The organism is Salmonella sp. 741265073_HBA, from assembly GCF_046569105.1.
GTDB lineage: Bacteria > Pseudomonadota > Gammaproteobacteria > Enterobacterales > Enterobacteriaceae > Salmonella > Salmonella enterica.
Genome location: NZ_JBKFRY010000012.1, coordinates 58,461 through 80,662 on the forward strand (window position 1 = coordinate 58,461; position 22,202 = coordinate 80,662).

The 22,202-nt window shown below is 53.4% G+C and carries 24 protein-coding genes and 1 tRNA gene; 16 read left to right on the forward strand and 9 right to left on the reverse strand.

The window, feature by feature from the left end; genetic code table 11:
* The first annotated feature begins 115 nt into the window (after window positions 1–115).
* Together ACLD3P_RS16230 and bglJ are read left to right on the forward strand one after the other, a co-directional pair.
* Window positions 116–841 carry a helix-turn-helix transcriptional regulator gene (locus ACLD3P_RS16230; RefSeq protein ID WP_076936325.1) on the forward strand — a complete coding sequence of 242 codons (726 nt, stop codon included), beginning with the start codon at window positions 116–118 and terminating at the stop codon, window positions 839–841.
* Entirely contained in the window at window positions 802–1,476 is a 675-nt protein-coding gene (bglJ, locus tag ACLD3P_RS16235) for a DNA-binding transcriptional activator BglJ (RefSeq protein ID WP_000431546.1), read from the forward strand. The genes ACLD3P_RS16230 and bglJ overlap by 40 nt, the downstream gene beginning before the upstream one ends.
* Before the next feature lie 50 nt (window positions 1,477–1,526).
* Here bglJ and ACLD3P_RS16240 read toward each other — a convergent pair whose 3' ends face one another.
* The 3 genes from ACLD3P_RS16240 to ACLD3P_RS16250 form a co-directional block, all read right to left on the reverse strand.
* Entirely contained in the window at window positions 1,527–1,985 is a 459-nt protein-coding gene (locus ACLD3P_RS16240) for a YbaK/EbsC family protein (RefSeq protein ID WP_000058276.1), read from the reverse strand.
* 150 nt (window positions 1,986–2,135) lie between these two features.
* Window positions 2,136–2,924: a siderophore-iron reductase FhuF gene (gene fhuF, locus ACLD3P_RS16245; protein ID WP_411006506.1), complete on the reverse strand. Its 789-nt coding sequence runs from the start codon at window positions 2,922–2,924 to the stop codon at window positions 2,136–2,138.
* A 120-nt stretch (window positions 2,925–3,044) separates the two neighbouring features.
* Window positions 3,045–4,109, reverse strand: coding sequence for a GGDEF domain-containing protein (locus tag ACLD3P_RS16250; RefSeq protein WP_131046639.1), 1,065 nt, complete (start codon window positions 4,107–4,109; stop codon window positions 3,045–3,047).
* Window positions 4,110–4,359: 250 nt separating this feature from the next.
* On the opposite strand from ACLD3P_RS16250, the gene ACLD3P_RS16255 reads away from it, so the two are divergent.
* Entirely contained in the window at window positions 4,360–4,596 is a 237-nt protein-coding gene (locus ACLD3P_RS16255) for a DUF1435 domain-containing protein (protein WP_000941878.1), read from the forward strand.
* Window positions 4,597–4,627: 31 nt separating this feature from the next.
* Here the strand turns inward: ACLD3P_RS16255 and ACLD3P_RS16260 are convergent.
* Together ACLD3P_RS16260 and rsmC are read right to left on the reverse strand one after the other, a co-directional pair.
* A tRNA-Leu gene (locus ACLD3P_RS16260) sits at window positions 4,628–4,714 on the reverse strand.
* 190 nt (window positions 4,715–4,904) lie between these two features.
* On the reverse strand, window positions 4,905–5,933 hold the full coding sequence (gene rsmC / locus ACLD3P_RS16265; RefSeq protein ID WP_001272293.1) for a 16S rRNA (guanine(1207)-N(2))-methyltransferase RsmC: 1,029 nt from the start codon (window positions 5,931–5,933) through the stop codon (window positions 4,905–4,907).
* 102 nt (window positions 5,934–6,035) lie between these two features.
* Between rsmC and ACLD3P_RS16270 the strand changes: the two genes are divergently transcribed.
* The 8 genes from ACLD3P_RS16270 to ACLD3P_RS16305 all read left to right on the forward strand — a co-directional run bounded on the left by ACLD3P_RS16270 (window position 6,036) and on the right by ACLD3P_RS16305 (window position 12,520).
* On the forward strand, window positions 6,036–6,473 hold the full coding sequence (locus tag ACLD3P_RS16270; RefSeq protein ID WP_000204003.1) for a DNA polymerase III subunit psi: 438 nt from the start codon (window positions 6,036–6,038) through the stop codon (window positions 6,471–6,473).
* Window positions 6,418–6,864, forward strand: coding sequence for a ribosomal protein S18-alanine N-acetyltransferase (gene rimI / locus ACLD3P_RS16275; protein ID WP_001092434.1), 447 nt, complete (start codon window positions 6,418–6,420; stop codon window positions 6,862–6,864). The genes ACLD3P_RS16270 and rimI overlap by 56 nt, the downstream gene beginning before the upstream one ends.
* A gap of 21 nt (window positions 6,865–6,885) precedes the next feature.
* Window positions 6,886–7,563, forward strand: coding sequence for a pyrimidine 5'-nucleotidase (yjjG, locus tag ACLD3P_RS16280; protein ID WP_000870686.1), 678 nt, complete (start codon window positions 6,886–6,888; stop codon window positions 7,561–7,563).
* A gap of 91 nt (window positions 7,564–7,654) precedes the next feature.
* Window positions 7,655–9,244: a peptide chain release factor 3 gene (gene prfC / locus ACLD3P_RS16285; RefSeq protein ID WP_000175965.1), complete on the forward strand. Its 1,590-nt coding sequence runs from the start codon at window positions 7,655–7,657 to the stop codon at window positions 9,242–9,244.
* A 401-nt stretch (window positions 9,245–9,645) separates the two neighbouring features.
* Entirely contained in the window at window positions 9,646–10,263 is a 618-nt protein-coding gene (gene osmY, locus ACLD3P_RS16290) for a molecular chaperone OsmY (RefSeq protein WP_000178963.1), read from the forward strand.
* A 128-nt stretch (window positions 10,264–10,391) separates the two neighbouring features.
* Window positions 10,392–10,553, forward strand: coding sequence for a DUF1328 domain-containing protein (locus tag ACLD3P_RS16295; RefSeq protein WP_000490276.1), 162 nt, complete (start codon window positions 10,392–10,394; stop codon window positions 10,551–10,553).
* Between the two features lie 123 nt (window positions 10,554–10,676).
* Window positions 10,677–11,750, forward strand: coding sequence for a patatin family protein (locus ACLD3P_RS16300; RefSeq protein ID WP_131046708.1), 1,074 nt, complete (start codon window positions 10,677–10,679; stop codon window positions 11,748–11,750).
* Entirely contained in the window at window positions 11,747–12,520 is a 774-nt protein-coding gene (locus ACLD3P_RS16305; RefSeq protein WP_000119005.1) for a metal-dependent hydrolase, read from the forward strand. The genes ACLD3P_RS16300 and ACLD3P_RS16305 overlap by 4 nt, the downstream gene beginning before the upstream one ends.
* 32 nt (window positions 12,521–12,552) lie before the next feature.
* Here ACLD3P_RS16305 and ACLD3P_RS16310 read toward each other — a convergent pair whose 3' ends face one another.
* Together ACLD3P_RS16310 and ACLD3P_RS16315 are read right to left on the reverse strand one after the other, a co-directional pair.
* Entirely contained in the window at window positions 12,553–13,416 is an 864-nt protein-coding gene (locus tag ACLD3P_RS16310; protein WP_131046638.1) for a YjjW family glycine radical enzyme activase, read from the reverse strand.
* Window positions 13,388–14,938 (reverse strand): YjjI family glycine radical enzyme, encoded by a 1,551-nt coding sequence (locus tag ACLD3P_RS16315; RefSeq protein ID WP_001111686.1) that lies wholly within the window; start codon window positions 14,936–14,938, stop codon window positions 13,388–13,390. The genes ACLD3P_RS16310 and ACLD3P_RS16315 overlap by 29 nt, the downstream gene beginning before the upstream one ends.
* Window positions 14,939–15,197: 259 nt before the next feature.
* Here ACLD3P_RS16315 and deoC point away from each other — a divergent pair, with 259 nt between their 5' ends.
* From deoC to ACLD3P_RS16340, 5 genes are all read left to right on the forward strand, one after another.
* Complete coding sequence (gene deoC, locus ACLD3P_RS16320) at window positions 15,198–15,977, forward strand: deoxyribose-phosphate aldolase (RefSeq protein ID WP_001519713.1); 780 nt, start codon at window positions 15,198–15,200, stop codon at window positions 15,975–15,977.
* A 123-nt stretch (window positions 15,978–16,100) separates the two neighbouring features.
* Window positions 16,101–17,423, forward strand: coding sequence for a thymidine phosphorylase (gene deoA, locus ACLD3P_RS16325; protein ID WP_000477840.1), 1,323 nt, complete (start codon window positions 16,101–16,103; stop codon window positions 17,421–17,423).
* A 51-nt stretch (window positions 17,424–17,474) separates the two neighbouring features.
* The gene (gene deoB / locus ACLD3P_RS16330; protein WP_000816454.1) at window positions 17,475–18,698 is read left to right on the forward strand and encodes a phosphopentomutase; all 1,224 of its coding nucleotides are present in this window, start codon (window positions 17,475–17,477) and stop codon (window positions 18,696–18,698) included.
* Between the two features lie 209 nt (window positions 18,699–18,907).
* The gene (deoD, locus tag ACLD3P_RS16335; RefSeq protein WP_000224864.1) at window positions 18,908–19,627 is read left to right on the forward strand and encodes a purine-nucleoside phosphorylase; all 720 of its coding nucleotides are present in this window, start codon (window positions 18,908–18,910) and stop codon (window positions 19,625–19,627) included.
* Window positions 19,628–19,833: 206 nt separating this feature from the next.
* A complete protein-coding gene (locus ACLD3P_RS16340; protein WP_000073956.1) occupies window positions 19,834–20,325 on the forward strand; it encodes an REP-associated tyrosine transposase in 492 nt (163 codons plus the stop codon).
* Between the two features lie 84 nt (window positions 20,326–20,409).
* On the opposite strand, the gene lplA is transcribed toward ACLD3P_RS16340, so the two are convergent.
* Window positions 20,410–21,426, reverse strand: coding sequence for a lipoate--protein ligase LplA (lplA, locus tag ACLD3P_RS16345; protein ID WP_131046637.1), 1,017 nt, complete (start codon window positions 21,424–21,426; stop codon window positions 20,410–20,412).
* Between the two features lie 33 nt (window positions 21,427–21,459).
* Complete coding sequence (locus ACLD3P_RS16350; RefSeq protein ID WP_000090067.1) at window positions 21,460–22,104, reverse strand: YtjB family periplasmic protein; 645 nt, start codon at window positions 22,102–22,104, stop codon at window positions 21,460–21,462.
* Between the last annotated feature and the right edge of the window lie 98 nt (window positions 22,105–22,202).

Here is a 22,202-nt window from a genome sequence, read left to right on the forward strand (position 1 = left end):
TTAAAAGTAAAACAAGGATAATTAATCCACTCGGCTTATATTTCTTTGCGCTCATTGTTAATAGTATTTTTATTAATGGGACAATGAAAAGGGGCGGCGTGGGTGCGGAGGAATTATGCTGCCAGGATGCTGCAAAAATGGACTTATTATCAGTAAAACCCCCCTTATACAGGAAGGCCTTAAAGGGGCTATAACAGGTAATTTCCCCGATTATAAACTGGCGTATTGCCGTACGATAGAAGAGCTAACGCTGTTACAACTACGCCGAAGTAATTTAGTTATTGCTGATTTAGCAGTTAACAATGCCTCTCCCCGTGCTATCTGCGAATATTTTTATAGCTTACTCTCGCAATATCGCGACATACATTGGGTATTTCTGGTTCCTAAATCCAGCTATCCACATGCGGTTGATCTCCTGATGGGCCCCGTCAGCACCTTGCTTTCAGACGAAGAGCCAATTGAGAATCTTATTAGCGTTATCCGTGCGGGAAACGCTCGCTCAGAAAGAATAAGCAAAACGTTATTATCGCCTCAGGTGCCGTCTGAAATTCAGGAGTCCCGCGACAGGCCGATTGTCCTTACGCTGTCTGAACGAAAAGTATTACGCCTTTTAGGAAAAGGGTGGGGCATTAACCAAATTGCGGCGTTACTTAAAAAAAGTAATAAAACAATTAGCGCCCAAAAAAATAGCGCCATGCGACGCTTATCAATACACAGTAATGCAGAGATGTATGCATGGATAAACAGTTCTCAGGGAGCCAGAGAATTGAACCTACCTTCGGTATATGGAGAAACCATGGAATGGAAAACAGAATCAGCAAGAGAAATGTTGCGCTCGTAGAAAAATGCGTGATGAGCACCATTGGTATTAAAGGGCTATTTGATGCAATGCCGGATTGCCGACATACGCTTCATATTTTTTCAAAACCATCCGCGTTTTATAAGGCTGCGCTAAAGACGCCGTTTTCTGCCGTTATTTTTTCTCTTTCTGCGTTAAGAACTGAACGCCGGACAGGATTATCCAGCCTGACGGAACTGGCGATAAATTATCCCCATATGCGACGTCTGGTGATTGCCGATGATGATGCTGAAGCCCGCTTAATCAGCGCGCTATCCCCGCTGCCGCTGGATGGAGTCATCAGCAAAGCGTCTCCGTTGGATGTTTTACAGGATGCCTTATTTACATCGCTTAATAGCGCCCGGCGGACAACGGAGCGTACAGACAATCTTTGGGAACTTCACCAGAATTGTATGCTTAGTCCAACCGAGCGGGAGATTCTGCGTTTTATGTCGAACGGCTACTCAATGCCGCAAATTGCCGTCCAGTTAGAACGTAACATTAAGACTATCCGGGCGCATAAGTTTAATGTGATGTCCAAGCTGGGCGTGAGTTCTGATGCCGGGTTACTCGATGCGGCGGATATTCTGTTATATCTGCGCGCCGGAGATGCTACCGCGCTCCAGCATCGGGTATAGCCCGTGCCGGATGCGCCGTGCTTGTTCGGGGAATCCGGGTGTCAGGCACGTTATTGGCACACGTCTACCCAGGTCGCCGATGTCAGTTCAGCCATTCTTTCCGGCGTGATGCGTACCGCGCTGTGCGTGGCGCCTGCGGCAGGCAAGACTTCGTTATACCCCTTCAGAGAGATGTCGCAATAAACGGGCAGCGGGTGCTCCAGCCCGAAGGGACATACGCCTCCGACAGGATGTCCGGTTGCATTGACCACTTCATCGCTGCTCAACATACGGGCTTTTGCGCCGAAAGTGGTTTTAAGCTTCTTATTATCCAGGCGGGCATCGCCTTTCGCGACCACCAGGATAATGGTGTCTTTTACTTTAAGCGAGAGCGTCTTAGCTATCTGCCCTGGCTCTACGTTGTGCGCTTTGGCTGCCAGCTCGACAGTCGCTGTACTTTGATTTAATTCGATAATTTCAATATCGGGAGCATGATCGGCCAGAAATTGCCGTACAGATTGCAGACTCATTCTTCTCTCCTGAGACCTTACCAATAGCCACGGTAGACCCAAAAATGGCAAAACGTAATTTGGCATACGGAGAGCGCCGCTGTAAATATAATAATGTGACAGGCCAGCAGCAGTAAGCCGTGACGATAACTGAAGGTAACGTAAAGCGGTTTACTTTAGCGTGCAGTCGCCGCACTGCTGTACATCAGGTAAGCGGTAACGTTGACAGCAGGTTCTGCGTACCAGAAGACCGTCGCGCATTACGACGGTCCGCCACAGCGGGTTATCCTGACCGTCGGATAGCTGCTTTTCAAAAAAACAGCGCTGGCGTAGCGTTGCCAGCAGGGCTTCGCCAAGCAGCGGTTTCATCTCAGTCAGATACCAGTTGATTAAATAACCGGTATTGCTCCAGATAAGTTTCGCGTTGATGTCGCCAGTCGCCTCCAGCGCCTGAATGACCGGCTGTAGTGCGGAGACTATCAGCGTTTCCATTCGTTCTTCCGGGGAACGCTCCGTTGCCAGGTTATCCTGATGCACATCAAGCCAGAAACACGCGGCGCGCCCGGTTTCATGAAATTCAACGTGAATATGTTCTGCCGAGACATTGATAGCGCGCGCTTGCGTCAGTAATGCCAGCATCAGCGGCGGCACCATCAGCCCGATATACCATTGCGCCCACAGGGAGAGTAACGGCTTATTTTCACGTGGCAGGCCTGGCGTGTGTCGATAGATGTGATCGGAATAGGCGGCCAGCAATGAACGAAACGTCGCGGGGTGCGTCCACTGGGCAAGAGTCATCGCCGTTGGCGGCGGCGTTTCATCCAGCCGGATGAAGTCCAACAGGTGCTTACGGGTAGAGGCGATCGTCTCGCGTACTGCGTCCGCCAGCGAGGCGTCTTCCGGCTGGGGAGCAGCTCGCCAGATAATATCGTCAGCAATCGGTGCGGAACGGTAGGCCATAGCGCAGTTTAATGATGTTAATCTAAATGATAATGATTGCTAATCCTATCGATAGCGATAAACGATGGCAAGCGGTTTATGGTTAACGCTGTTGGCGTAGCACGATTACGCCAGCAGGATTCATAGGGCGCGCATGTCGTCGCTGACCAGAATGTGGTTACGTCCAAGATGCTTGGCTTCGTAGAGCGCTTTATCCGCTTTTTCGATAGCGTCTCCGATATTGCGATCCGTCAGGGGCGCAATGCCGATACTGACAGTGACATTGGTGGCGACGCTTTCGTTAAACATATGCGGGATTTTAAGATCGTATACTTCCTGTCGGATACGTTCTGCGGTAGCGCGGGCTTGCTGTGGTTCGGCGGTGGTCAGCAACACCAGAAATTCTTCCCCGCCAAAACGGCAGACGACATCGCGCGATCGAACGGCGTCCCGAATTGCCGCTGAGACGCGGATTAACGCCTGATCGCCCATCATATGACCGTAGTGATCGTTGTACGCTTTGAAATGATCGATATCCAATAGCAGGACGTAGTGTTCATGGCTGCCCGGCTCCTGTAACGTATCCAGCCGATTTTGCAGGCCACGGCGGTTATATAAGCCGGTTAATGGATCAAGCATACTCAGGCCATTGAGGGTTTCCCGCTCGGCCAGCAGCTTAAACATGAGCTGTTGGGCAAAATTATCGTAGCGTTTCTGGATAACATGTTGAATAGCGATTCCCACCATTGGCAGGGCCAGCAAATAGAGAATTCGCAAACCTTGTTCATTACCGTTCAGCCACAGGCAGACCGCGACTGGCGGTAGCGAATAGAGCGTAAACGCGACGATATTCGCGGCAAAGGCTATCGAGCCGATAAACAGAACGCTAAGCAGGGAAATCAGTAAAAAAGAGAAATCATAATGGCCTAATGCCGGATACTTTAGCGCAATATGCGCCGCCCATATTCCCCCAAAGAGTAGGGAGATAAAGGGGAGATTAATTCTTTTTTGTCCATATTTCCCATGCCATATCAACAGTAATACGCTCAGGACCATTATCCCAATCATTGGCGTGCAAAATACATTGATTTGATAAAGGGGGAAAACGAGAGTAAATAGCGCCGACACGGCGTTGAGAAACAAGAAAAGACGTAAAGAAAACTGATACTTCTTAATACGAAGCGACCGCCAGGATGGTGTTGTCATGGGTAATTGTCGTTATTTATCGGTGATATACACGGAATCGGGCGCCAACATGAAAATAACGTATGAGAAAAGGTCGCCTAAAGCGAGGTGTTGTTGTTTTTACGTTAACAGTCGGACAATTTATCACCTTACTGAATACGTGTCATCAACCGTTAAGTAAAACTCATCTCTTTAGCTTCCTCCCTGGCTGACAAATGAGAAAATATATCATATGATATTGGTTATCATTATCAATTCCAGAGGTGAAACCATGTTGCAGCGAACGTTAGGCAGCGGATGGGGCGTATTATTGCCTGGAGTGATTATTGTTGGACTGGCGTTTATCGGCCTGTCAGCTTATGCGCTGAAGCTGTTGATTGTATCAGGATTGCTACTGTCTGCGCTGATGTTGTATCACAAACAATTACGGCATTTTGTACTGCTGCCATCGTGTATAGCGCTTATTGGCGGCATGATGTTGGCAATGATGAACTGGAATCAGGGATGAAAATGAAGAGACAAAGGAAAGATAAGATAATTGGTGCGAGGGGGGGGACTTGAACCCCCACGTCCGTAAGGACACTAACACCTGAAGCTAGCGCGTCTACCAATTCCGCCACCTTCGCATACCATCGATTCTTGAAAAGAATCACTACCACGGAGGCGCATTCTAGTGGTTTTCAGCTATTCGTCAATAGTTAATTGCATGGGATAGATTGATTGCTGCAAAAATGGGCGCGAGACGTAGGTTGGATAAGACGCCTGGCGTCGCCATCCGGCACATGCAACCAGATGGCGCTGCGCTTATCAGGCCAACTATTTCTTCGCCTGACGGGTCATCACGGTACGATAAACCTTAAAGCGCCCGGTTTGCGCGATGACTTCATGGAAGCCAAAAGTCTCATCCAGAATTTTAGGATAGGGCAGAAAGGCGTTCGCCACGATGCGTAACTCTCCGCCGCTGTTCAGATGGCGCACTGCGCCGCGAATGAGCGTTTGCGCCGCATCGAGGCTGGTTTGCATTCCGTCGTGGAACGGCGGGTTGGAGATGATCATGTCAAAACGTCCTTTGACTTCCGAAAAGACGTTGCTGGCGAATACCTCGCCTTCAAGGCCATTAGCGGCAAGCGTGGCGCGGCTGGCTTCCACCGCCGGAGCGCTGACGTCACACAGCGTCAGGCGCACTTTCGGCGAATGGCTGGCCAGCGCGGCGGAAAGCACGCCAGCGCCGCAGCCGACATCCAGCACTTTACCTTTGGTGTGCGGCGTCAGCGTAGACAGCAGCAGTTGGCTACCGACATCCAGTCCGTCGCGGCTGAATACGCCCGGCAACGTTTTGATAGTCAGCCCGTCGATGTTGTACTCGGCCCACCAGGATTCAAGACTAAACTGCGGCTGCTTTTCCAGACGACCATGGTAAAGGCCGCAACGTCGCGCGCTATCTACTTTGTTCAGCGGCGCATAGTCCGCCAGCATCGGTTCGGCGCTACGCACGCCGCTGCGGTTTTCCCCCACGACGAAAACATCGCTGCCCACCGGCATCAGCGACAAAATATTCATCAACTGGAACTGCGCTTCGGGTTTATTTTTCGGCCAGTAGTAGATCAGCGTATCGCAGTCAGCGACATCGCTGGCTTGCGCGACCAGGCTAAAACGGACGTTATCGCCCATCTGGCGGCTTAACGCCTGCCAGTGGTGAAACTGTTGCGTATACGCGCGGCTGGCGGCGCATTCAAAGCGCGCGGGCAGGTCATCCTGCAAATCTCCGGCAAAAAGAATACGGCTTTGTTCGAAATCATCACTGTGGCGCAGCAAGACTTCACTTGCCGGGGTAAAAGCAGACATGGAATGCTCCTTAATTCAGACTGGCGGCGATTATAGTAGTTTGATGGCGGAGATTCGACAGATTTGCTATATTTGCGCCCCTGATTACAGGAGCGTTTCGCTATGACATCCCGACGAGACTGGCAGTTACAGCAACTGGGTATTACGCAGTGGGCGCTGCGACGTCCTGGCGCGCTACAAGGCGAGATTGCGATTTCCCTTCCCGCGCACGTTCGTCTGATCGTGGTTGCAGAGGAATTACCCGCGCTGAACGAGCCGCTAATGCGCGATATTTTACGCGCGTTGACCGTGAGTCCCGATCAGGTTTTATCCCTGGCGCCTGAGCGCGTCGCCATGCTGCCGCAGGGCAGCCGTTGTAATAGCTGGCGGTTAGGAACTGACGCGCCGCTCCAACTCGAAGGCGCTCAGGTCACGACGCCGGCGTTTAATGAACTCCGGGCAAACCCGGCGGCACGCGCCGCACTATGGCAACAAATCTGCGAACATGAACACGATTTCTATCCTCAGCACGACCGATCTCCCCGCAGCCTGGCAGATTGAGCAACGCGCTCATGCGTTTCCGTGGAGCGAAAAAACGTTTTTCGGCAACCAGGGCGAACGGTATCTCAATCTTAAGCTGACCGCTGCTGACAGAATGGCCGCGTTTGCCATTACACAGGTGGTGCTGGACGAAGCGACGCTGTTCAATATTGCCGTCGATCCGGATTTTCAGCGTCGGGGGCTGGGGCGTATGCTGCTTGAGCATCTGATTGATGAACTGGAAAAACGCGGTGTTGTAACGCTATGGCTGGAGGTACGCGCCTCTAACGCTGCCGCCATCGCGCTGTATGAAAGTCTGGGGTTTAACGAGGCGACGATTCGCCGCAATTACTATCCCACGGCACAAGGGCATGAGGACGCCATCATCATGGCGTTACCGATAAGCATGTAATAAAAGAGGCAAGGTGTAATGATGAAGTGGGACTGGATTTTCTTTGATGCCGATGAAACGCTGTTTACGTTTGATTCTTTCACCGGTTTACAGCGGATGTTCCTTGACTATAGCGTCACCTTTACCGCTGAGGATTTCCAGGATTACCAGGCCGTGAATAAGCCGCTATGGGTGGATTATCAGAACGGCGCGATTACCTCATTACAATTGCAGCACGCGCGTTTTCAAAGTTGGGCTGAACGGCTAAACGTTGCGCCGGGGCTGCTGAATGACGCTTTTATTAGTGCGATGGCGGAGATCTGTTCTCCTTTGCCGGGCGCCGTTTCGCTACTTAATGCGATTCGCGGGCAGGCTAAAATCGGTATTATTACTAACGGTTTTACCGCGCTACAACAAACTCGTCTGGAGCGCACCGGGCTGCGCGAGTATTTCGATCTGCTGGTGATTTCCGAGCAGGTTGGCGTCGCGAAGCCCGATCCGAAAATCTTTAACTACGCCCTGGAGCAGGCGGGGAACCCTGACCGCTCGCGCGTATTAATGGTTGGCGATACCGCGGAATCCGATATTCTTGGCGGCATTAACGCCGGACTGTCGACCTGCTGGCTTAACGCGCATCATCGCGAGCAGCCCGCGGGTATTCATCCAACCTGGACTGTGGCGTCATTAAGCGAACTGGAGCAGCTCCTGTGTAAACACTGATTGCCTCCCCCAGGTTGATGGGTAAAATAGCCGCATTTTTCGTATTCAACATGCGTGGTCAAACGCCGCGCTTACTCAAGAAGATTTGACTATGACGTTGTCTCCTTATTTGCAAGAGGTGGCCAAACGCCGCACTTTTGCCATTATTTCTCACCCGGACGCCGGTAAAACCACCATTACCGAAAAAGTGTTGCTGTTCGGACAGGCGATTCAGACCGCCGGTACGGTAAAAGGCCGTGGCTCCAGCCAACATGCAAAATCTGACTGGATGGAGATGGAAAAACAGCGTGGTATCTCTATCACCACCTCGGTGATGCAGTTCCCGTATCACGACTGTCTGGTGAACCTGCTGGACACCCCGGGGCACGAAGACTTCTCCGAAGATACCTACCGTACCCTGACGGCGGTGGACTGCTGTCTGATGGTGATCGACGCCGCAAAAGGCGTTGAGGACAGGACTCGTAAGCTGATGGAAGTTACCCGTCTGCGTGATACGCCAATCCTGACCTTTATGAACAAACTCGACCGTGATATCCGCGACCCGATGGAGCTGCTGGATGAAGTCGAGAATGAGCTGAAAATCGGCTGCGCGCCGATCACCTGGCCGATTGGCTGCGGGAAGCTGTTTAAGGGCGTTTATCACCTTTATAAAGATGAAACTTATCTTTATCAGACCGGTAAGGGCCACACCATTCAGGAAGTGCGCATCGTTAAAGGGCTGAATAACCCGGATCTGGACGCCGCCGTCGGTGAAGACCTGGCGCAGCAGCTGCGCGACGAGCTGGAACTGGTGCAGGGCGCGTCTAACGAGTTTGATGAAGAGCTGTTCCTGGCAGGGGAAATTACCCCGGTATTTTTCGGTACCGCGCTGGGTAACTTTGGCGTTGACCATATGCTGGATGGTTTAGTGGCGTGGGCGCCCGCGCCGATGCCGCGTCAAACCGATACCCGCACAGTGGAAGCCTCGGAAGAGAAGTTCACCGGTTTTGTCTTTAAAATTCAGGCCAATATGGACCCGAAACACCGCGACCGCGTGGCGTTTATGCGCGTGGTTTCCGGTAAGTATGAGAAGGGCATGAAGCTACGCCAGGTCCGTACCGGCAAAGATGTGGTGATTTCCGACGCGTTAACTTTTATGGCGGGCGACCGTTCGCACGTTGAAGAAGCGTACCCGGGCGATATTTTGGGTCTGCATAACCACGGCACCATTCAGATTGGCGATACCTTCACTCAGGGCGAGATGATGAAGTTTACCGGTATCCCGAACTTTGCGCCGGAACTGTTCCGTCGTATTCGCCTGAAAGATCCGCTCAAGCAGAAGCAGCTACTGAAAGGGCTGGTGCAGCTTTCTGAAGAGGGGGCGGTGCAGGTATTCCGTCCCATCTCCAACAACGATCTGATTGTCGGCGCCGTGGGCGTTTTGCAGTTTGACGTTGTTGTCGCGCGCCTGAAAAGCGAATACAACGTTGAGGCGATTTATGAATCCGTCAACGTGGCGACGGCGCGCTGGGTGGAAAGCGCCGATGCGAAGAAATTCGAAGAGTTTAAGCGTAAGAATGAAACGCAGCTGGCGCTGGATGGCGGCGACAACCTCACCTATATCGCCCCCACGATGGTTAACCTGAACCTGACCCAGGAACGTTACCCTGACGTTCAGTTCCGTAAAACGCGCGAACACTGATCCCTTTCCGGGCGCGGCATCCGCCGCGCCTTCGTACTTTCCCTGCCTTTTTAACCGCTTACGGAATGTTCTTAAATCCCGCGTTTTTTCTCCGATCTGCCTGTTTTTTATACGCACCGACAAGCGATTTTAAAATTGTGATCTATATTTAACAAAGTGATGACATAAATGTCGGCTTTAATGCCTGTTCAATGCGTGAATATGAGAGCTTAAAGCTGAGATTTGTTTCAGTCACGATATTAATAACTGAAACGGAAGGGTGGCAGGCGACGCGTCGTTACAAATTCACGAATGTGATGCCAGTCATTGACTTCAGAAACCGGTGAGTTTCACCGCATTCAGCAATGCAACCTCGTGTTGCCTGAGCTCAAATTACGAGCAAACTATACAGGACAAAATCGATGACTATGACAAGACTGAAGATTTCTAAAACTCTGCTGGCCGTAATGTTGACCTCTGCCGTTGCGACAGGTTCTGCCTTTGCAGAAAACGCAACAACGGACAAGGCGCAAAGCGGAACCGAAACCGCAGGGCAAAAAGTCGATAGCTCTATGAATAAAGTCGGTAACTTCATGGATGACAGCGCTATCACTGCGAAAGTAAAAGCTGCGCTGGTAGACCATGACAATATTAAAAGCACCGATATTTCTGTCGAAACCAATCAGAAAGTCGTCACCCTGAGCGGCTTTGTAGAAAGCCAGGCGCAGGCTGAAGCCGCCGTGAAAGTGGCGAAAGGCGTAGAAGGCGTGACCTCCGTTAGCGACAAACTTCACGTTCGCGACAATAAAGAAGGTTCCGTGAAAGGTTATGCCGGTGATACGGCCACGACCAGTGAAGTCAAAGCCAAGTTGCTGGCGGACGATCTCGTCCCTTCCCGTAAAGTAAAAGTGGAAACGACCGATGGCGTCGTACAGCTCTCCGGTACCGTTGAAACTCAGGAACAAAGTGACCGCGCTGAAAGCATCGCGAAAGCCGTTGATGGCGTAAAAAGTGTTAAAAACGATCTGAAAGTTCAGTAATTCGTCGTAATTCGTCCTCCCGACGTTTGTCGGGAGGCGTAATGTGCACCACACTAAAAATATCGCGAATGAGTAGCCTGAGCGCTCATATTTAGCGGTCGACATTAACTATGGTAAAGGAGAGGCTTATGTTTCGTTGGGGCATTATATTTCTGGTTATCGCGTTAATTGCCGCCGCATTGGGTTTTGGTGGACTGGCTGGTACGGCTGCCGGCGCGGCGAAAATCGTCTTCGTCGTCGGGATCGTGCTCTTCCTGGTCAGCCTGTTCATGGGCCGTAAACGACCCTAGCAGGCAGCTGTAAAGATATATTGCTATCAAGCCAGTCCAGCGGACTGGCTTTTACGGTTTTAGCCGTTAACGTTTTGCGTTACCTTGTCAGCCTGGAAAAAAATGAAAAACAGGAAGGCAGAGGTGGGCCAGCGAATACCGGTTACGCTCGGCAATATTGCGCCGTTATCATTAACACCGTTCCGGCCAGGCCGTATGGCGCTGGTCTGCGAGGGTGGCGGGCAGCGGGGCATCTTTACCGCAGGCGTGCTGGATGAGTTTATGCGCGCGCAGTTTAATCCTTTCCATCTCTACTTCGGCACATCAGCCGGTGCGCAAAATCTCTCGGCGTATCTCTGCAACCAGCCCGGCTACGGGCGTAAAGTCATTATGCGCTATACCACCAGGCGCGAATTTTTTGATCCGCTGCGATTTGTACGCGGAGGAAACCTTATTGACCTCGACTGGCTGGTGGAATCCACCGCCGCCCGAATGCCGCTGCAGATGGATACCGCAGCGCGCCTGTTCGACAGCGGAAAATCCTTTTATATGTGCGCCTGCCGGGGGGATGATTACACGCCGGGCTATTTCTCGCCGACAAAACAAAACTGGCTTGATATCATTCGCGCCTCCAGCGCCATACCGGGTTTCTACCGTACCGGCGTTACGTTAGAGGGCATCAACTATCTGGACGGTGGCATTAGCGACGCCATTCCGGTTCAGGAGGCGGCAAAGCGGGGGGCGAAAACCATTGTGGTGATCCGCACCGTACCCTCGCAAATGTATTACACGCCGCAGTGGTTTAAGCGTATGGAGCGCTGGCTGGGGGAGAGCAGTCTACAGCCGTTGGTCAACCTGGTGCAGCATCATGAAACGTCCTACAGCGCGATCCAACAATTTATTGAAAAGCCGCCGGGTAAGCTGCGGATCATTGAAATTTATCCGCCGAAACCGCTGCACAGCATGGCGCTGGGCAGCCGTATCCCGGCGCTGCGTGAGGATTACAAAACCGGGCAATTATGCGGGCGTTATTTCCTTGCCACCGTTGGTAAATTGCTCGCCGCAACGCCGCCTCTCTTGCGCCATACGTCGCGGATTGCCATGCCGGAAACGGTGGTCGTGCCTCCGGCGCCGGTGGCCAATGATACGCATGTGGCGGAGGTCATTAGCGCGCCGCAGGCAAACGACACCACATTTACCGACGAGGATCTGGCGTGAGCTGGCGCTTTATCGATACACACTGCCATTTTGATTTCCCGCCCTTTACGGGCGATGAGCGCGCCAGTATTCAGCGTGCCTGTGAGGCGGGCGTTGAAAAAATCATCGTGCCGGCGACCGAGGCGGCGCACTTTCCCCGCGTGCTGGCGCTGGCGGCGCGTTTCCCGTCGCTTTATGCTGCGCTGGGATTGCACCCCATTGTGATTGAGCGTCATGCCGATGACGATCCTGATAAGCTGCAACAGGCGCTGGCGCAACAACAGAACGTCGTGGCGGTAGGCGAGATCGGTCTCGATCTTTATCGCGACGATCCGCAGTTCGCCAGGCAAGAGCGATTTTTAGACGCGCAACTGCAACTGGCAAAACGCTACGATCTGCCGGTGATCCTGCACTCGCGGCGCACGCATGACAAACTGGCGATGCATTTAAAGCGCCAGGATCTGCCGCGGACCGGCGTGGTGCATGGTTTTGCCGGCAGTCTGCAACAGGCCGAACGCTTTGTGCGACTGGGCTATAAAATCGGCGTCGGCGGCACCATCACCTACCCGCGCGCCAGTAAAACCCGTGATGTTATGGCGCGGTTGCCGCTGGACGCGCTGTTGCTGGAGACCGATGCGCCGGATATGCCGCTAAAGGGGTTTCAGGGGCAGCCGAATCGCCCGGAGCAGGCGGCGCGCGTATTTGATGCGCTCTGCGAATTACGTCCGGAGCCCGCAGAGGTGATAGCCGATACGCTGTATCGCAATACCATTACCTTGTTTCGGCTCTGAGGGCATCGCAGCCGCCATCCGGCAGGTGACGCTTACAAATATAGCGCCGGCAAAATCAGCTTCGCCACCCCACGCGCGCGCAATCCGTCAGCCAGCCGTTCCACCTCTTGCGGCGTCGCGCCTGGCCAGGCTTTCGCTTCGCCATAGACGCCATGCGCATGAAAGGCATTCAGGCGCACCGGAACCTCGCCCAGCGAAGTAATAAACGCCGCCAGTGAATCGATATGCGCCGCATAGTCCACCTGACCCGGGATAACCAGCAACCGCAGCTCCGCCAGTTTTCCCCGCGCAGCAAGAAAGCGGATACTGTGCTTAATATGCGTGTTATCACGTCCGGTCAGACGGTGATGACACTCGCTCTTCCAGGCTTTCAGATCGAGCATTACGCCGTCGCAAACCGGCAGTAGTTTCTGCCAGCCGGTCTCGCTTAACTGACCATTACTGTCCACCAGACAGGTCAGCCGTTGTAACTGCGGATCGGCTTTGATCGCCATAAATAGCGCCACAATAAACGGTAATTGCGTGGTCGCCTCTCCGCCGCTGACGGTAATACCTTCAATAAACAGCGATGCTTTACGAATATGACGCAGCACATCGTCAACGCTCATGGTTTGCGCCATTGGCGTTGCCCGCTGTGGGCACATTTTCAGGCAGGTATCGCACTGCTCGCAGACGTCCGACCGCCATACCACTTTCCCGCCATCAACGCTGAGGGCGTGATGCGGACACTGCGATACGCATTCCCCGCAGTCGTTACAGCGTCCCATCGTCCACGGGTTATGGCAATTCTTACAGCGCAAATTGCAGCCCTGTAAGAATAATGCCAGGCGGCTGCCTGGCCCATCGACGCAGGAAAACGCAATGATCTTACTGACTAAAGCGCATCTGTTGTTCATGGCTGACTACGCGTGGCTGTCGTTCCAGGATGCGGGTATTACGTGCGGCTTCTTCTCCCAGCCAGGTGGTATTCGTGCGCGAGCCTTCGGCGCGAAATTTCGCCAGATCCGACAGGCGCACCATATAACCGGTGACGCGCACCAGATCGTTGCCGCTGACATTGGCGGTAAATTCCCGCATCCCGGCTTTGAACGCGCCAAGACAAAGCTGAACCAGCGCCTGCGGATTACGCTTGATGGTTTCGTCCAGCGTCAGAATGTCGCTGATCCCGGCATGATAAAAGGCATGGTGCGGCGCGACGGTTTGCAAATGGGTGATAGGGTCCGGTTCATCGCCATACGGCAGACGTGCGCCCGGCGTAGTGCCAATATCGGAACTGATGCCAGACTGGGCATGGAGCAGCGCCCGTTGCTTCCAGCCATACTTCACTGGCGTATTTTCGACGAAATCCGCCAGTTGGGCGCTAATACGGTAGCCCAGCTCGTTCGCCGTTTCATTCTTGCCGTAACGGGCGTTTAGGCCCGCGTTTTCGCACAGCAGATTCACGGCTTCCGCCAGCCCGTACATACCGAACATCGGCGCAAAACGTTCGGGATCGATCAAACCTTCCTGTACAAGAAAGCTATTCTCAAAGAAATGTGACTTTTCATAGAGGAATTCACATCGTGAATTAATGATGGCGATCTGCTGTCGGCAGTAGTGCGGTAGCGTGCGTGAAAAGAAGTCATCGACAGACGTACTGCGTTCTGCCACGGCTTTCAGGTTGAGACGTACCAGCGTACTGCCGCCGCCGCCAAGCGGTAGCGAGTTATAACAACTGACGATGCCATAATGGCCTTTTGTGAAAATTTTATCATTTACAGGGCCATTGGAAATGTGTGGCTTACTACATTCGCAAATGTTTTTGGCGACCTCCAGCAGCAGATCGTCCGGCGTAATTTCCGCATCGTAGATAAACGTCAGGTTAGGCGCCACCTGCTTTAGCTCGGCATCAGCGCGCAAAATCGCTCGTGTGACAGGCGTATCGGCAGGGCCAATATTGGCATGCATAAAGGCGTCTGGCAGCGTTCTGTCGAGATAACGCCAGAAACGTTTTATTCGAATATCGATCGCATCTTGTGTTAGAATTCTAACATACGGTTGCAGCAACGCATCAAGCTGGCCGAGATAAACCGGCATGGACGTCACGGAAGGAACGTGATGATACAGAATGGTGAGTAGGGATAACGCATCATCCAGATCTTTCGCGCCTTCCAGTTCCAGCCACTGTGAACCGTTAGCCAGAAATCGGGCGTAATCGGGCAACACGTAGCGCGGTTTGAAGGGGGCGTGCCCCTCAAACATATCGCAAATGACGCCTTCATCCAGCGCCTGGCGGGCATCTTCCGGCAGGGTGGGATAAGGCAGGGCGTTTTCAGCTTCCAGCGCCAGAAAATGGCGTTTTTGTTCAGGCGTGAGCACCGGGCTGGTCACAATTTGCTGGCAACGCTGCTGGAGCGCAGTTTCGCATGAGGCAGGCATCTTCGTTTCCTCTTTATGCCGGGACGATGCGCTATTGTAGAAAATGGCGGCAAACCGACTTTGATCCTGATGCGCTTATCGCTCGAAGAACAGACGGTGACGGCGGGATAATTTGATTCAGATCTCATTACAGTAATGCAAATTTGTACGTAGTTTTCATTAACTGTGATGTATATCGAAGTGTAATCGCGAGTGAATGTTAGAATATTAACAGACTCGCAAGGTGAAATTTTATACGGCAATGCCGTTGGAGAATGTCATGACTGATTTAAAAGCAAGCAGCCTGCGTGCGCTCAAACTGATGGATCTGACCACTCTGAACGATGACGACACCAATGAAAAAGTGATCGCGTTGTGTCATCAGGCAAAAACCCCGGTCGGGAATACGGCGGCGATTTGTATTTACCCGCGTTTTATCCCGATTGCGCGTAAGACTCTGAAAGAACAAGGTACGCCGGACATCCGCATTGCAACGGTGACTAACTTCCCGCATGGCAATGATGACATCGATATTGCGCTGGCGGAAACCCGTGCGGCGATCGCCTACGGCGCTGACGAAGTGGACGTGGTATTCCCGTACCGCGCGTTGATCGCCGGTAACGAGCAGGTGGGTTTTGACCTGGTAAAAGCCTGTAAAGACGCTTGTGCCGCAGCGAACGTATTGCTGAAAGTGATCATCGAAACCGGCGAGCTGAAAGAAGAGGCGCTGATTCGTAAAGCCTCTGAAATCTCCATTAAAGCCGGTGCGGATTTCATCAAAACCTCTACCGGTAAAGTGCCGGTAAACGCTACGCCGGAAAGCGCGCGCATCATGATGGAAGTGATCCGCGACATGGGCGTTTCCAAAACCGTTGGCTTCAAACCGGCGGGCGGCGTACGTACGGCGGAAGACGCGCAGAAATTCCTCGCGATTGCAGACGAACTGTTTGGCGCTGACTGGGCAGATTCTCGTCACTACCGCTTTGGCGCATCCAGCCTGCTGGCAAGCCTGCTGAAAGCGCTGGGTCACGGCGACGGTAAGAGCGCCAGCAGCTACTAAGCTCTGATTTGCCGGATGGCGCTGCGCTTATCCGGCCTACAAATCCAGGCCTGTAGGCCGGATAAGGCGTTAACCGCCATCCGGCGATGTAAGCCTTCTACTCTTTTCCCTCAGGAGGGTACCGTGTTTCTCGCACAAGAAATTATTCGTAAAAAGCGTGATGGTCATGCGTTGAGTGACGAAGAAATTCGTTTCTTTATCAATGGTATTCGTGACAATACTATCTCTGAAGGGCAGATTGCCGCCCTGGCGATGACCATCTTCTTCCACGATATGACCATGCCGGAGCGTGTTTCGCTGACCATGGCGATGCGGGATTCCGGTACTGTCCTTGACTGGAAAAGCCTGAATCTCAATGGCCCGATTGTCGATAAGCATTCGACCGGCGGCGTAGGGGACGTGACGTCTCTGATGCTGGGGCCAATGGTAGCGGCCTGCGGCGGTTATGTGCCGATGATCTCCGGTCGTGGCCTCGGACATACCGGCGGTACGCTCGATAAACTGGAAGCGATCCCGGGCTTTGATATCTTCCCGGACGACAACCGTTTCCGCGAAATTATTCAAGACGTGGGTGTGGCGATTATTGGGCAAACCAGCTCGCTTGCACCGGCGGACAAACGTTTTTACGCCACCCGCGATATTACCGCGACGGTGGACTCTATTCCGCTGATCACCGGTTCCATCCTCGCCAAGAAACTGGCCGAAGGGCTGGATGCGCTGGTAATGGACGTCAAAGTCGGCAGCGGCGCGTTTATGCCAACCTATGAACTTTCTGAAGCCCTTGCTGAAGCGATTGTCGGCGTGGCAAACGGCGCGGGAGTTCGCACTACGGCGTTGTTAACCGATATGAATCAGGTGCTGGCTTCAAGCGCCGGTAACGCGGTGGAAGTGCGTGAAGCCGTGCAGTTCCTGACCGGTGAATACCGCAATCCGCGCTTGTTTGACGTCACTATGGCGCTATGTGTGGAGATGCTGATCTCCGGCCAGCTGGCGAAAGACGACGCCGAAGCGCGTGCCAAACTGCAGGCGGTGCTGGATAACGGTAAAGCGGCAGAAGTCTTTGGTCGTATGGTGGCCGCGCAGAAAGGGCCGAGCGATTTCGTTGAGAACTACGATAAATACCTGCCGACCGCCATGTTGAGCAAAGCGGTATATGCTGATACCGAAGGGTTTATCAGCGCAATGGATACGCGTGCGCTGGGGATGGCGGTCGTCTCGATGGGCGGCGGCCGTCGTCAGGCGTCTGACACCATTGATTACAGCGTTGGCTTTACCGACATGGCCCGTCTGGGCGACAGCATCGACGGGCAGCGCCCGCTGGCGGTGATTCATGCCAAAGACGAAACCAGTTGGCAGGAAGCGGCGAAGGCCGTCAAAGCGGCAATTATCCTTGACGATAAAGCGCCAGCAAGCACACCTTCGGTCTATCGTCGAATTACTGAATAGTTGTATACTGATCTGATCAATTATTTTTGAAGCACTAAGTACGGAGAAGATATGAAACGTGCATTTATTATGGTGCTGGACTCATTCGGCATCGGCGCTACTGAAGACGCGGATCGTTTTGGCGACGTAGGTTCCGACACTCTGGGCCACATCGCAGAAGCTTGCGCCAAAGGCGAAGCTGACAATGGCCGTAAAGGCCCGTTGAATCTGCCTAACCTGACTCGTCTGGGTCTGGTGAAAGCGCATGAAGGCTCTACCGGTAAAATTGCCGCCGGCATGGACGGCAACGCGGACGTTATTGGCGCATACGCATGGGCGCACGAACTGTCCTCCGGCAAAGATACGCCGTCCGGCCACTGGGAAATCGCCGGCGTACCGGTGCTATTCGACTGGGGCTATTTCAGCGATCACGAAAACAGCTTCCCGCAGGAACTGCTGGATAAGCTGGTGAAACGCGCCAACCTGCCGGGCTATCTCGGTAACTGCCACTCTTCCGGTACGGTCATTCTGGACCAGCTCGGCGAAGAGCACATGAAAACCGGCAAGCCGATTTTCTACACCTCCGCTGACTCCGTGTTCCAGATTGCCTGCCACGAAGAGACCTTTGGCCTGGATAAACTCTACGAGCTGTGCGAAATCGCCCGTGAAGAGCTGACCGAAGGCGGCTACAACATTGGCCGCGTGATCGCGCGTCCGTTTATCGGCGACAAGGCCGGTAACTTCCAGCGTACCGGTAACCGTCACGACCTGGCCGTTGAACCGCCAGCGCCGACCGTGCTGCAGAAACTGGTCGATGAAAAACAGGGCCACGTGGTGTCCGTCGGTAAGATTGCCGACATCTACGCCAACTGCGGCATCACTAAGAAAGTGAAAGCGACCGGTCTGGACGCGCTGTTCGACGCGACCCTCAAAGAGATGAAAGAAGCGGGCGATAAGACCATCGTCTTCACTAACTTCGTCGACTTCGACTCTTCCTGGGGCCACCGTCGCGACATCGCGGGCTACGCCGCAGGTCTGGAGCTGTTTGACCGCCGTCTGCCGGAGCTGATGGAGCTGGTGGGTGAAGATGACATTCTGATCCTGACCGCTGACCACGGCTGTGACCCGAGCTGGACCGGTACTGACCATACCCGTGAGCACATTCCGGTGCTGATCTACGGTCCAAAAGTCAAACCGGGCTCTTTAGGTCACCGTGAAACCTTCGCGGATATCGGCCAGACGCTGGCGACCTACTTTGGTACATCGCCAATGGATTACGGTAAAAACATGCTGTGATACCCGTTGTCTTTCGCGCTGTAGATGCGTTGACTTCATTCGCTCACCCCGGTCACATAGTTTATCTATGCTCCCGGGGATTCACGAATTCGTCGCCTTCCTACAACGCGAAATCCTTAGGGTATTTCACTGTTTTTACAGACGTTTTGTAGGCCTGATAAGGCGTAGCCGCCATCAGGCAATAACAACAAATTTAAAGGGAACTGAAGATGGCAACTCCACATATTAATGCAGAAATGGGTGATTTCGCTGACGTCGTATTGATGCCGGGCGACCCGCTGCGCGCGAAGCACATTGCTGAGACTTTCCTCGAAGATGTTCGCGAAGTGAACAACGTTCGCGGCATGTTAGGTTTCACCGGGACTTACAAAGGCCGTAAGATCTCCGTGATGGGCCACGGTATGGGTATCCCGTCCTGCTCCATCTACACCAAAGAGCTGATCACCGATTTCGGTGTGAAGAAAATCATTCGCGTCGGCTCCTGCGGCGCTGTGCGCATGGACGTCAAACTGCGCGACGTGGTGATCGGTATGGGTGCCTGCACCGACTCCAAAGTGAACCGTATCCGTTTTAAAGATCATGACTTCGCGGCTATCGCTGACTTCGACATGGTACGTAACGCAGTTGATGCGGCAAAAGCGCTGGGCGTTGACGCGCGCGTGGGCAACCTGTTCTCTGCAGACCTGTTCTACTCTCCGGACGGCGAAATGTTCGACGTGATGGAAAAATACGGCGTACTGGGCGTAGAGATGGAAGCGGCGGGCATCTACGGCGTTGCGGCTGAGTTTGGCGCGAAAGCGCTGACTATCTGCACCGTGTCCGACCACATCCGTACCCACGAGCAGACCACTGCCGCTGAGCGTCAGACGACCTTCAACGACATGATCAAAATCGCACTGGAATCCGTACTTCTGGGCGATAAAGAGTAAGATTGTGCTGTGCCCGGTGGCGCTTCGCTTACCGGGCCTACAACGGCCTGCGGTTGTTACCGGATCGACTTGTAGGCTGGATAAGGCGTAGCCGCCATCCGGCAATCTGCTGTTTATACTGCGAGCCTCATTCCCGAATTACCCTCTCCGCATTGCCTTTTGCTATTAACCCGTTACGTTTGGATTTTGTTTAAGGAATGAACAAAATGTCGAACTATCGTCGTTATTACATTAACGGTGGAACCTGGTTTTTCACGGTTAATCTTAAAAACCGGAAAAGTGATTTACTTGTCCGTCAGATTGCGGAATTACGCTCTGCTATTCGCCGAGTGAAAAATACGAAGCCTTTTCAAATTGATGCTTTTGTCGTGTTGCCTGAGCATCTGCATTGCATCTGGACGCTTCCTGAGAACGATTGTGACTTTTCATCTCGCTGGCGGGAGCTTAAAAAGTTATTTACCAAATCGATAATGCGCCATGACGTGTGGCAGCCACGATTCTGGGAGCACGCGATTCGCGACGAAAAGGACTTTCGCCGACATGCCGATTACCTCTACTTCAACCCCGTGAAGCACGGTTGGGTAAGGCGGGTGCAGGACTGGCCGTTTTCGACCTTTCATCGTGATGTTCGCAATGGCGTTTACCCGGTTGATTGGGCGGGGGAGGTGAGGGATCTTGACGCTGGTGAGTGGCGGTAATGCCGGATGGCGCGTTGCTTATCCGGCCTACAGAAAGCACTCATTTGTAGGCCGGATAAGGCGTAGCTGCCATCCGGCAATTCTTTAACGCACGGCCCCTGCGACCCAATTCGCCAGTTCCCGCAACTCACTCTCCTGTTCCGGAAACGTCGCTATCAGCGCTTCGCACGTTTCCTGTAGTTTATCCGCGCGGTACAAACAGCCGTGCAGCCGCCCCGCCAGCGCTTCCAGCGGTGCCGGGTTCAGGCTATCGGTAAACACCTGCGCACGGGTAATCACACCTTTCTCGACGTCAAAATGCAGCTCGACGCCGCCCCAGGTGAAACGTTCGTCCAGCAGATGGCTGAACGCCGGTGCCTGGCCGAAATTCCACTCCCAACTACTTTGTCGGGCAAAGGTTTCGGCGAAGTTGGGCAGATCCGGCGTTTTATCCGGTGAAATCACTTCCGCGTCGACGCGTTCGCCGTAATGGGCGAAAAAGGCTTCCGTGACCGCCTGGCAGACCTGTTCATGGGTGATACCCGGTAATAGCTCGGTAAGATTGGCCACGCGGGAGCGAACGGAGGTAATCCCTTTCGCCGCAAGTTTCTTTTTATCGGGATTCAGATAGTTCGCCAGACGGCTGAGGTCGGCGTTCAACAGCAGCGTACCGTGATGGAAGCCGCGATCTTTGGTTTCGCGATAGGCTGAACCGGAGACTTTGCGATCGCCGTCCGGCGTTTTTACGACCAGATCGTTGCGTCCCGAAGCATCGGCCATGACGCCCAGCGAATTCAGCGCCGCGAGCACAATATGGGTGGAGATGGTTTTATCGTATTCCGGTTTACCGGCCATAAAGGTAAAGCAGGTATTACCGAGGTCATGGAATACCGCGCCGCCGCCGCTGCTACGGCGGGCCAGACGGACATTATCTTCTTCCATACGCCGCGTATTACACTCTTTCCACGGGTTTTGCGCGCGTCCAATGACCACCGTATCCGCGTTGCGCCACAGGAACAGCACACGCTGGGTGGCGGGCATCTGGCGGAAAATGCACTCCTCGACCGCCAGGTTAAACCAGGGGTCATAAGAGTCAGAAATAAGCAGGCGTAATGTTGTCATGGTGGTTTTCCTTACCTTTATTAAGCCGTCATTTTACTCTTTTTCCTCACGCTCTTCCTCTTCCGGAACAGGCTTGCTGGCCGTTAACAGGAAGGGGGACTGCTGCCAGCGGGTGCGTTTACCTTGTAGCAAGGTGCGCGTCAGCACCACGCCTATCGCCAGCGAGAGTAGTAGCATCAGGCGTAGAATGTTGGTGGTGTTATCGACCTGCTTTGCTTCGGTGGCCAGCGTGTGGGTATCCAGCGTCAGACGCAGGTAGCCCAATGGGCCGTTTTTCCCCTGGATAGGCTCGACAATTTGTTGGTTAAAATAGCTGCCCGCTTTTTTGCCATCCAGCGCCAGCCTGTCGCGCACGTTGACGCTTTCGCCAGCGCGAGTAATAAGATCGCCTTGTTCATCATAGACGCCGGCATCCAGAATACGGCTCTCTTGCGTGAGCTGACGCAGCACGGCGTTGATGCGATTTTCATCCGGTGTTTCGCTGCGCATCAGCGGGGCGATGTTGAGCGTCACCTGGCGCGCCAGCGTGCGGGCCAGCTCTTCCAGCTGCGGGTTGCGCTGTCGCTGGTGGTTTTGACTAAACCAGGACGCGCCCTGCATGAGCGCGACGAGCAGTGTGAGACAGAACAATACAATGACTGCACGATGCAGCCGAAATTTCAGTTTTGCGCGAGCCATATTCCACCTGCTGAAAATTTGAGGCTTAATGTTGCCAGAAGCGATGGTTACAAGGTAGCCTCATGCGTTATTTTCCGCGGGGCGGTTACCGGCCTGAA

Excerpts from the sequence above, each read along its gene's own strand:
- osmY (WP_000178963.1), top strand. The coding sequence starts at position 9,646 with ATGACTATGACAAGACTGAAGATTTCTAAAACTCTGCTGGCCGTAATG.
- deoB (WP_000816454.1), top strand. The coding sequence starts at position 17,475 with ATGAAACGTGCATTTATTATGGTGCTGGACTCATTCGGCATCGGCGCT.
- ACLD3P_RS16240 (WP_000058276.1), bottom strand. The coding sequence starts at position 1,985 with ATGAGTCTGCAATCTGTACGGCAATTTCTGGCCGATCATGCTCCCGAT.
- ACLD3P_RS16350 (WP_000090067.1), bottom strand. The coding sequence starts at position 22,104 with ATGGCTCGCGCAAAACTGAAATTTCGGCTGCATCGTGCAGTCATTGTA.
- fhuF (WP_411006506.1), bottom strand. The coding sequence starts at position 2,924 with ATGGCCTACCGTTCCGCACCGATTGCTGACGATATTATCTGGCGAGCT.
- ACLD3P_RS16295 (WP_000490276.1), top strand. The coding sequence starts at position 10,392 with ATGTTTCGTTGGGGCATTATATTTCTGGTTATCGCGTTAATTGCCGCC.
- lplA (WP_131046637.1), bottom strand. The coding sequence starts at position 21,426 with ATGACAACATTACGCCTGCTTATTTCTGACTCTTATGACCCCTGGTTT.
- prfC (WP_000175965.1), top strand. The coding sequence starts at position 7,655 with ATGACGTTGTCTCCTTATTTGCAAGAGGTGGCCAAACGCCGCACTTTT.
- deoD (WP_000224864.1), top strand. The coding sequence starts at position 18,908 with ATGGCAACTCCACATATTAATGCAGAAATGGGTGATTTCGCTGACGTC.
- yjjG (WP_000870686.1), top strand. The coding sequence starts at position 6,886 with ATGAAGTGGGACTGGATTTTCTTTGATGCCGATGAAACGCTGTTTACG.
- ACLD3P_RS16315 (WP_001111686.1), bottom strand. The coding sequence starts at position 14,938 with ATGCCTGCCTCATGCGAAACTGCGCTCCAGCAGCGTTGCCAGCAAATT.
- ACLD3P_RS16310 (WP_131046638.1), bottom strand. The coding sequence starts at position 13,416 with ATGAACAACAGATGCGCTTTAGTCAGTAAGATCATTGCGTTTTCCTGC.
- ACLD3P_RS16340 (WP_000073956.1), top strand. The coding sequence starts at position 19,834 with ATGTCGAACTATCGTCGTTATTACATTAACGGTGGAACCTGGTTTTTC.
- bglJ (WP_000431546.1), top strand. The coding sequence starts at position 802 with ATGGAAAACAGAATCAGCAAGAGAAATGTTGCGCTCGTAGAAAAATGC.
- deoC (WP_001519713.1), top strand. The coding sequence starts at position 15,198 with ATGACTGATTTAAAAGCAAGCAGCCTGCGTGCGCTCAAACTGATGGAT.
- rsmC (WP_001272293.1), bottom strand. The coding sequence starts at position 5,933 with ATGTCTGCTTTTACCCCGGCAAGTGAAGTCTTGCTGCGCCACAGTGAT.
- ACLD3P_RS16270 (WP_000204003.1), top strand. The coding sequence starts at position 6,036 with ATGACATCCCGACGAGACTGGCAGTTACAGCAACTGGGTATTACGCAG.
- rimI (WP_001092434.1), top strand. The coding sequence starts at position 6,418 with ATGAACACGATTTCTATCCTCAGCACGACCGATCTCCCCGCAGCCTGG.
- ACLD3P_RS16250 (WP_131046639.1), bottom strand. The coding sequence starts at position 4,109 with ATGACAACACCATCCTGGCGGTCGCTTCGTATTAAGAAGTATCAGTTT.
- ACLD3P_RS16230 (WP_076936325.1), top strand. The coding sequence starts at position 116 with ATGCTGCCAGGATGCTGCAAAAATGGACTTATTATCAGTAAAACCCCC.
- ACLD3P_RS16255 (WP_000941878.1), top strand. The coding sequence starts at position 4,360 with ATGTTGCAGCGAACGTTAGGCAGCGGATGGGGCGTATTATTGCCTGGA.